An 8,286-nucleotide genomic window follows, 5' to 3' on the forward strand; every position below is an offset into this window, starting at 1 on the left:
CAGGTTGCATACGTTCTGTGATCGCGCTCCGAGCCCCCTCCGCCGCCGCATCCTCTCCGCCGCCGTCCCCGACCCCCCGGGCCGTCCCGGGCCGGTCGTTCTGCTCGTGCGCCTCCTCGCGTCCGGCCGTACACGTTCCGGGGGCCGCGCCGTGGACCCGGTGATCATCGTCGGTGCCGGGCCGGTCGGCCTGGTGCTGTCGCTCACCCTCGCGGCGAACGGCGTGCCGTCCGTGCTGCTCGACGAGGATCCGGGCAAGGACGAGACGCGACCGGCCCGGACGGTCGTGCTGCGTGAGGACACGGCCGCCCTGGTGGAGCGGCTCGGCTGCAAGACGCTCCAGGACGAGGGGCTTCGCTGGTCCGGCTGGCGGTCCATGCGGCGCAAGCAGCTGGTGCGCGAACTGCCGCTCGGCGAAGGCGCTCCGCTGGGGGATCCGCCGGCCGCGCCCGTCCATGTGCCGCAGCACGCGCTGGTGCGCGGGCTGCGGGACGCGGTGGCCGCGCAGGAGCTGGTGCAGACGGCCCGGCTCAGCCGGATCGACACGCTGGAGCAGGATCCGACGGGGGTCACCGTGCACACCAGGGAGCCGGGTTCGACCTGGTGGCGCGGGAGTTACCTGGTCGGCTGCGACGGGGCACGGTCCACCGTGCGCAAGCTCCTCGACATCCGGTTTCCCGGGCGTACGGCGGTGGAGCGGCATGCCGTCGCCGCGCTGCGTACCGAGCTGCCGTGGCCGGGCGAGGCCGTGCTGCACCGGCTGCCGCCGTGGCGCTCCGGTGGCGCCGAGGTGACCGCACGGCCGCTGCCGGACGACGTCTGGCGGCTGGACTGGCTGCTGCCGCCGCGCGGCGAGCTCGTCACGCCCGACGTCCTGCTCTCCCGGGTCCGGGACACCCTGGCGGGCTGGTGCGGCGTGACGCCGCCGTACGAGCTGCTGGACACCGGTGTCTACACGCTGCACCACCGGCTCGCCCGGCGGTGGCGGGTGAAGAGGGCCTTCCTGGCCGGGGACGCCGCGCACCTACTGGGCGCGCTCGGCACCCAGGGGCTGGACGAGGGGCTGCGGGACGCCGAGAACCTGGCCTGGAAGCTGGGTCTGGCCTGGCATCACGGTGCCAGTGACGTGCTGCTGGACAGCTACCAGGCGGAGCGCCGGGCCGCGGTCGCCTCGCGCCTGCGCGCCGCCGACCAGTCGCTGCCGATACTGCGGGGCGGCGGCGGTCTGCGGACCCTGGTTCCGGGGAGCGCACGGGGGCACGATTCGCTGCTCACCGACGGACATCTGGGATGCGGCCCGCTCGGTGCGCCCCCTTCGTACTCCCTCTCCCCCCTTGCGCCCCCACGCGCCGAGGCGCATACACCGGTGGGTACGCCCCCCGGTGCGCCGGTCGCCGATGTCCGGGTGACGGCGCCGGACGGCACACCCGTACGGCTTCGGGACCGGCTGGGGCAGGGGCGGCTGCTGGTGGTCCTGGTGGCCCCCGGTACCGGTGTGTGGGACCGACGGCACTGGATGCGGGCCGGAGTCATGCCCCGGCTGGCCGAGGCGGTCGACGCCCTGCCGGTGAAGGGTGAGCTGCTGGTGGCCGAGAACTATCCGGGGGCGTCCGCGCACACGGTTCTGCTGGTGAGACCGGACGGTCACCTCGTGGAGTCGTTCGGCGGCGTACGTCCCGCCGAGCTCCTCGCGGCGGCGGATGCGGCGCGCGGCGGCGCATCCCGCACTTCCGAACGCTCCGATCACACCGCAGACATCAATTGACCCCCCACCGGCGCTCATGGTCTACTCCGGAACATGACCGACACCGATGTGCGCCTGTGGCGGAGGGTCCATATGGACCTGCTCCGCTATGCGGGCTGCGTGTGTCGCCCGTCCTGCTGAATCGCTTTCACCTGCCCCGCCGTGCGTAACGACGTACGCCAGGGCATCCACGCGAACTCTCAGGACGGTCTCCGTGTCTGCTTCTCCCTCCGCTGTCTCCGTGCGCACGCCCGCCTCCGCTCCGAGCGCGGCGGAACTGCTCGACTTCGTCCGCAGTACCGCCGCGGACACCGAACTCATCGCATCCCTCCCGCTCGATCCCGAGGGCCGGACCTGGATCCGGCTCGACGGGCCGGGCGGCAGTGAGGCCTGGCTGATCGGCTGGCCGCCCGGCACCGGCACCGGCTGGCACGATCACGCCGACTCGATCGGCGCCTTCCTGACCGCGAGCGGCACGCTCAAGGAGCACTCCCTCGCGGCGCGGCTGCCCACCGACGGCTGGAAGACCCTGGAACTGAACGAGGACATCGACCGGTCAAGGGAGTTGACGCCCGGTCGGGGCAGGGCCTTCGGCAAGCACCATGTGCACGAGGTGCTGAACGAGTCCGCCGCGGAGCACGCCGTCTCCGTCCACGCGTACTATCCCCCGCTCCCGCAGATCCGGCGCTACAGCCGCACGGGCGCGGTGCTCCGCCTCGAACAGACCGAACGCCCGGAGGACTGGCAGTGAGCGAGGGACCGCACGAGGGTACGGAACGGGTCGGGATCGACGAACTGCTGGAGCGGGTCCGCTCCGGATACGAGCGGCTCGGCCCCGACGAGGCGAAGGCGGCGGCCGCCGATGGTGCCCTGCTCGTCGACATCCGTTACGCGGAGCTGCGCCACCGGGACGGGCTGATCCCCGGTGCGCTGGTCGTCGAGCGCAATGAGCTGGAATGGCGGCTGGACCCGCAGGGAAGCCATCGCGCCGCGCAGGCGGTGAGCCACGATCTCCGGGTCGTGGTGATCTGCAACGAGGGCTACGCGTCGAGCCTGGCCGTCGAATCCCTGCGCCGGCTCGGGCTCCACCGGGCCACCGATCTGGCCGGCGGCTTCCAGGCCTGGCGCACGGCGGGGCTCCCGGTCGACGTATGACCGAAAGCCCCGGGAAATGTGCTCAGGTCACTGACCGGGCGTAACGGCTTCCACCGGGCGGGCCTTCAGTGCCAGCCTCCCCGGCAGGGCCGTGGCGATGAGTGCCAGCAGCGCCCCGGCACCCACCACCGTCGCGTACACCAGCGGCAGGACGGCGGGGGCCGCTCCGCCCGTCACCCCGATGCTGAAGGCGGTCAGTACGGCGAGGGCGATGCCGCTGCCGAGAACGGCCGCCATCAGCAGGACCGACACCGTCTCGATGCGCAGCATCCGCAGCACCTGACGGCGCGTCGCTCCGGCGAGCCGGAGGAGCGCGAACTCCTTGAGCCGCTCGGAGACCGACATGGCGAGCGTGTTGACGACCGCGATGGCGGTGAAGGCCAGGACGAGACCCATGGCGAGGAGGTTGACCTCGGCGTTCTCCTGCTGCCGGTCCGCCTGGAGCTTGTCGGCGGCCGTCGGGGCCATGACCGCGGTACCGGGGAACTTCTTCACGGCTGCGGTCAGTTCGCTCCTGGAGGCGTCTCCGGCCACCAGGACGGTGGAGGCCAGCGGGTTGTCCATGTGCCCGGCGACCGGATCGTGCGGCAGTGTCAGGTCGCCGAAGCCCAGGCCGCGGTGGTAGACGGCGGCGACCTCGAAGGTGGCCGGGGTTCCGTCACCGAGGTGCAGTTCCAGCTTGCTGCCGGGGTGCAGGCCGAGCTGTTCGGCTGCGAGTTCGCTGATCGCTGCGGCATGCGGGTCCGCGCTGAATGCGGCGATCGAGCCGCTCGTCACCTCGGGGTCCCAGGTGCGGGCGAGGCCGGCCGCGGTCACCCCCTGCGCCGGGTACTTGTCGAGCCCGACCCGGACCGTGGTCCGGACGACCTCGGTGACAGCGGTGACACCGGGCGTCGTGCGGACGGCGTCGGCGGCGCCGGACGGGACGCCGGGACCCTGCGCACCGAGTACCCAGCTCGCGCGGGTGCCCTCACGGGCCTGGGCGAGAGCCGCGTTCCCGAGGGTCGGCTGGATGAAGAGCACCGTGCAGGTCATTCCGATGAGCAGGGTGAGCGGGGTGACGACGGAGGCCATCCGGGTGGAGTTCCCGCGAATGTTCGCGGTGGCCAGCGCCCCCATGGGACCAGCCGGCCGGAGCACCACCGCCAGCAGGGCGGCGGCACCCCGTACGAGGAACGGGCCCAGGAGCGACACCGCCGTGGCCAGCATCACCACGGCGAGGAAGGTCACGGGGGTGGAGGCGGCCTCGGTGCGCAGGATGCTCAGTACGGCGACCAGCACACCACCGCCGAGAAGCAGGACGAGACCGGCGGCGGTCCGCAGGCGTGCGGGCCGGGCGCGCTCGACCGCGGCTTCGGCCATGGCCTCGGCCGGACGGAGCCCCGCGATGCGGCGGCCGGAGATCCGGGCCGCGGCCCAGGCACCGATGAGGGTGACGGCGAGGGCGACGAGGGCCGGGACGGTACCTGCCGTGCGCTCCAGGGTCGCCGGGACAGCCCCGGTGTCGATGAATCGACCGTGCAGCCAGCCGGCGAGCGGCAGCCCCGCCAGTGCGCCCAGCACCCCGGCCACGGCACCGACCACCAGCGCCTCACGGCCGAGCAACCGGCGGATCTGCCGGGAGGTGGCGGCGATGGTGCGCAGCAGGGCCAGTTCACGGTGGCGCTGCTGGATGGAGAGCGCGAAGGTGCCGACGACGACGAGCACGGCGACCAGCAGGGAGGTGCCGCCCATGGCCGCTCCCATGGAGATGAGCTTGACCCGGGCGCCCGCCGCGTCCAGGAACTCGACCGGCCCCCGGTCGTCACCCGTGGCGATCCGGGCGGTCGTTCCGTCAAGGGCCTGTGCGACCCGTTCCTTCAGCCGGCCGATGTCGGTGCCGGATGCGGGCAGCACGCCGAACGCGGTGACCTGGCCGGGGCGCGCGGCGAGCCGCTCGGCCTCCGCCGTGGAGAAGAACAGCGTGGTCTGCTGCCGGAGCCGGCCACGGCCGTCCGGGGCCGCGATGCCGCTGACGCGGTACGTGCGAGGGGCCTGGGTGGACTGCACGGTGAGCCGGTCCCCGGTCTTGAGGCCCGCACGTTCGGCGAGGCCACGATCGATCACCACGTCGGCGGAGGCGGCCGGTGCACGGCCCGCGGTGAGGGCGAACGGGGTGAGCGGGGCGGAGGTCCAGGCGTGGCCGTAGGACGGCGGACCGTCAGCTGTGCCGGCCGCCGGGAGGCCGAGCGGCTGGGCGAGGAAGGTCAGTTCGGGCACGACCGCCCGGACACCCTCCAGGCCGCGAAGCCGGCCGGCGTCGTCGGCGGGGAGCCAGGCGCGCTCGGCGACCGGCTTCGCCTTGTGCTTGACCTTGGTCTTTCCGTTCCCCCTGTGCTTGACGACGGTCCGGTGCACGTTCTGGTCGGCGGAGACGACGAGTGGTGTCGCGGCATAGCGCTCGGTGGCGATGTGTCCGCGCAGACCGGTCTCCAGCAGGGTGCCGCAGGCGGTGACGAGGGCGGCGGCACACATGAGGGCCAGCAGTGCTCCGAGGAATCCACCCTTGCGGTGCCTGATCGTTCGCAAGGCGTAGCGCAGCATCATGATGTGGCCGTCTCTTTTCTGTTGTCGTGGTCTGCTGATGCGCCGTCGCCGCCTGCGTCGCCGCCGTCACCGGGCATGGAGACTCCGCCCGACGCCCGGGGGGCCGGGAACGCGAGCAGTCGGGTGTGGACGGTGCGGGCGCCCGGCGGGGTTTCGGCGTCGGGTCGCCTGTAGCGGTTCATCAGGGAGATGTACTCCTCGAAGAACGCGCCGAGTTCGGCGTGGGTGAGCCGGAGGGAGCCACGTGAGTACGGGTAGGCATCGGCCCACTCGTCCGCGCCCCGGCCGTCCGCCGTCCCGGCGCTCTCGCGCTGGAGGCGCTCGAACAGTGCGAGATCGGCGGCGTACGCATGACGGTTCAGCTCGTCCATGACGCGTTGGGTCCCGGGCGTCCGCCGGGACGGCGGCGGGAAGCGGCGGTCGCCGGGGACCGCACGCCACCACCGCGCCCTGCGGGCGCCGGGCTTCCGGAGCACGTCGTCCGCCACGAATCCGTACCGGGCCAGTTCACGCAGGTGGTAGCTGGTGGCGCCGGTGTTCAGCCCCAGGGCGCGGGCAACGCCCGTGGCCGTCTCGGGGCCGTGCATATGGAGGTGTTCAAGGATCCGCTGACGTCGCGGCTGGGCCAGCGCCTTGAGCGCCGCCAGCTCCGTGATCTCGGTTCCACCGGTCCCACCGGGCTTCTCTGGCATGCGTCACACAGTGCTCTGTGCACAGGTGCCTGTGCACTGGAGTGCTCCGGCGTCTTCGTACGGGGGTTTTCCCCCGCGTCCCCTGGGCTCGCCGGGCCCGGAATCCGTCGCGACACACCCGTATGGCCTCGCTCCGGTGGAGCGGACCCCGTACGGGACGGACATTCGCCTCAACGACATGGACCGCTATGACGGGGAGCCAGCACCGATGCCGACCACCGCCCTCACCCCCGACGAACTCGATATCCAGGCCACTCGGCTCCATGACACGGATGCGTGGCGGCAGATCGTCACGGACTGGGACCGCACTGCGCCGGAACCTGTACGACCCGCCCCGGCCGGCCACAAGCCGGTCCCGTCACAGCCGCCGAACACTTCACATCCGACGCGTCAGCCGTGTCCCTCGGATCAGGCATGTCCCGCGCATCCTTCGGACCGGACGCACTCCTCGCAACCGACGCACGGCGGCTCAGCCGACTGGCGTGGCCTGCTGTCCGTGCCGGTCGATCAGCTGATCGCGGATACGGTCCGTGCCCTGCCCGCCGCCGTGCCGCGCGAGCGTCCGCTGCCCGGGCGTATGGGTGCGCTCCTGCCCGACCGGCTCCACTCCTGGCGGCGCATCGGCCGGCCCGAGGTGCGGCCCTCCACCCATCTCGCCCACGCGCGGCAGATCCTGACCGAGTGGGGCTGGCAGAACACCCCGTACCGGCTTCGCAATGCGCGGGGCGCCCGCTGTGTCTGCGGTGCCATGCTCACCGCGCACCGCCTGGGCTACGGCTCACTCGAAACCGTCGACCGGGCCGGTGCCTGGCTGATCACCGAACTCCGGTCGCAGGGCTGGACCGGGCTGATCGGGCCGTGGAACCGGTATCCCGGGCGCACCGCCGCGGATGCCGTTGCCCTGATCGACGCCACCATCAGCCGCGCCTCCCGCGCCGGGCAGTGAGTCAACAGCACTCCCGGCTCCCACCGCGAACCCGGAACTTCGCCGCCTGCGCCTCCCCCGTGGGCGCAGGTGACCGTAGCCGCGGAGGTCCGGACGCCGGCCGGTCAGAAGGGATCGTCCAGCCCTTCCGTGTTCTCACCCTCTTCTTCGAGCGCCTGGCGCACCACGCGCAGGGCCATCCCTTCCCCGTACCCCTTGCGGGCGAGCATGCCGGCCAGCCGACGCAGCCGCTTGTCACGGTCCAGCCCCCGGGTGGAGCGGAGCTTGCGCGCGACGAGCTCGCGCGCTGTCGCCTCCTCCTGATCCGGGTCGAGCCGGCCGACGGCTTCGTCGATCACGGCCGCGTCCACCCCCTTGGTCCGCAGCTCACGCACGAGTGCGCGACGTGCGAGCCCTCTGCTGTGATGCCGTGATTCCACCCAGGCATCGGCGAACGCCCCGTCGTCGATCAGCCCGACGTCCTCGAAGCGCGAGAGCACTTCTTCGGCGGCCTCGTCGGGGATCTCCCGCTTGCGCAGGGCGTCCGCGAGCTGCTGACGGGTGCGCGGATTCCCGGTCAGCAGCCGCAGGCAGATGTTGCGCGCCTGCTCGACCGGATCTCGCGGCTCCCCCTTCTCGGCCCTCGACGAGGAAGGGGAGCCGCTGCTTCTGGAACGGGACCGGGAACGGCGCCCGGCCCCCTCACCGAATCCGGTGCCCGAACTCCTGCCCCGGCCGGCCCCGGCCGAGGGCTCGAAGGGCAGATCGGACTCATCGGCGGACCCGGTGGTATGTCCGGCGGCGAATTCGGGACCGGGGCCCGCGCCGGATTCGGCGGCGCTGCCCGGCCACTCCGTGCGACGCGTCACGGGCTAGCTCTTGGCCGCCGCCGTCTTGGCCGGCTTCGCCTTGCCGGCCGCCGCTGTCACCGGCTTCGCCGCACCGTCGGCCGGAGCCGCGGCGGTTCCGGACGCGTCCGTGCCGGGCTGCTCGGCGGGCGTTGCATCGGGCCGCACGCCGACGCCCAGCTTCTCCAGGATCTTCTTCTCGATCTCGTTGGCGAGGTCGGGGTTGTCCTTGAGGAAGTTTCGGGCGTTCTCCTTGCCCTGGCCGAGCTGGTCGCCCTCGTACGTGTACCAGGCGCCGGCCTTGCGTACGAAGCCGTTGTCCACGCCCATGTCGAT

General features: G+C 72.5%; 8 protein-coding genes and 1 pseudogene. 5 read left to right on the forward strand and 4 right to left on the reverse strand.

What is annotated here, in order from left to right; genetic code table 11:
- Positions 1 to 151 precede the first annotated feature (151 nt).
- From ACFVW8_RS37155 to ACFVW8_RS37170, 4 genes are all read left to right on the forward strand, one after another.
- A complete protein-coding gene (locus ACFVW8_RS37155) occupies positions 152 to 1,765 on the forward strand; it encodes an FAD-dependent monooxygenase (RefSeq protein WP_389698110.1) in 1,614 nt (537 codons plus the stop codon).
- Positions 1,766 to 1,798: 33 nt separating this feature from the next.
- Positions 1,799 to 1,885 (forward strand): putative leader peptide, encoded by an 87-nt coding sequence (locus ACFVW8_RS37160; protein ID WP_311307652.1) that lies wholly within the window; start codon positions 1,799 to 1,801, stop codon positions 1,883 to 1,885.
- A 100-nt stretch (positions 1,886 to 1,985) separates the two neighbouring features.
- A complete protein-coding gene (locus ACFVW8_RS37165) occupies positions 1,986 to 2,495 on the forward strand; it encodes a cysteine dioxygenase (RefSeq protein WP_389698122.1) in 510 nt (169 codons plus the stop codon).
- A complete protein-coding gene (locus ACFVW8_RS37170) occupies positions 2,492 to 2,899 on the forward strand; it encodes a rhodanese-like domain-containing protein (protein ID WP_389698112.1) in 408 nt (135 codons plus the stop codon). Before ACFVW8_RS37165 ends, ACFVW8_RS37170 begins: the two co-directional genes overlap by 4 nt.
- 27 nt (positions 2,900 to 2,926) lie before the next feature.
- On the opposite strand, the gene ACFVW8_RS37175 is transcribed toward ACFVW8_RS37170, so the two are convergent.
- Both ACFVW8_RS37175 and ACFVW8_RS37180 read right to left on the reverse strand, forming a co-directional pair.
- On the reverse strand, positions 2,927 to 5,485 hold the full coding sequence (locus ACFVW8_RS37175) for an FtsX-like permease family protein (RefSeq protein ID WP_389698114.1): 2,559 nt from the start codon (positions 5,483 to 5,485) through the stop codon (positions 2,927 to 2,929).
- A complete protein-coding gene (locus ACFVW8_RS37180) occupies positions 5,482 to 6,177 on the reverse strand; it encodes an ArsR/SmtB family transcription factor (protein ID WP_389698116.1) in 696 nt (231 codons plus the stop codon). Before ACFVW8_RS37180 ends, ACFVW8_RS37175 begins: the two co-directional genes overlap by 4 nt.
- Before the next feature lie 208 nt (positions 6,178 to 6,385).
- Between ACFVW8_RS37180 and ACFVW8_RS37185 the strand changes: the two genes are divergently transcribed.
- The gene (locus ACFVW8_RS37185) at positions 6,386 to 7,123 is read left to right on the forward strand and encodes a hypothetical protein (RefSeq protein ID WP_389698118.1); all 738 of its coding nucleotides are present in this window, start codon (positions 6,386 to 6,388) and stop codon (positions 7,121 to 7,123) included.
- Positions 7,124 to 7,227: 104 nt separating this feature from the next.
- Here the strand turns inward: ACFVW8_RS37185 and recX are convergent, their stop codons facing one another.
- Both recX and ACFVW8_RS37195 read right to left on the reverse strand, forming a co-directional pair.
- Positions 7,228 to 7,971, reverse strand: a complete 744-nt coding sequence (gene recX / locus ACFVW8_RS37190; RefSeq protein ID WP_389698120.1) for a recombination regulator RecX — start codon at positions 7,969 to 7,971, stop codon at positions 7,228 to 7,230.
- Between the two features lie 3 nt (positions 7,972 to 7,974).
- Positions 7,975 to 8,286, reverse strand: a pseudogene (locus ACFVW8_RS37195) (DNA recombination/repair protein RecA); the annotation flags it as partial.

Origin of the sequence: Streptomyces sp. NPDC058221 (assembly GCF_042882365.1) — a bacterium.
In the GTDB taxonomy this organism is placed as follows: domain Bacteria; phylum Actinomycetota; class Actinomycetes; order Streptomycetales; family Streptomycetaceae; genus Streptomyces.

Coding starts and splice junctions, on each gene's coding strand:
- ACFVW8_RS37185 (WP_389698118.1), top strand. CDS start 6,386: ATGCCGACCACCGCCCTCACCCCCGACGAACTCGATATCCAGGCCACT.
- ACFVW8_RS37180 (WP_389698116.1), bottom strand. CDS start 6,177: ATGCCAGAGAAGCCCGGTGGGACCGGTGGAACCGAGATCACGGAGCTG.
- ACFVW8_RS37160 (WP_311307652.1), top strand. CDS start 1,799: ATGACCGACACCGATGTGCGCCTGTGGCGGAGGGTCCATATGGACCTG.
- ACFVW8_RS37175 (WP_389698114.1), bottom strand. CDS start 5,485: ATGATGCTGCGCTACGCCTTGCGAACGATCAGGCACCGCAAGGGTGGA.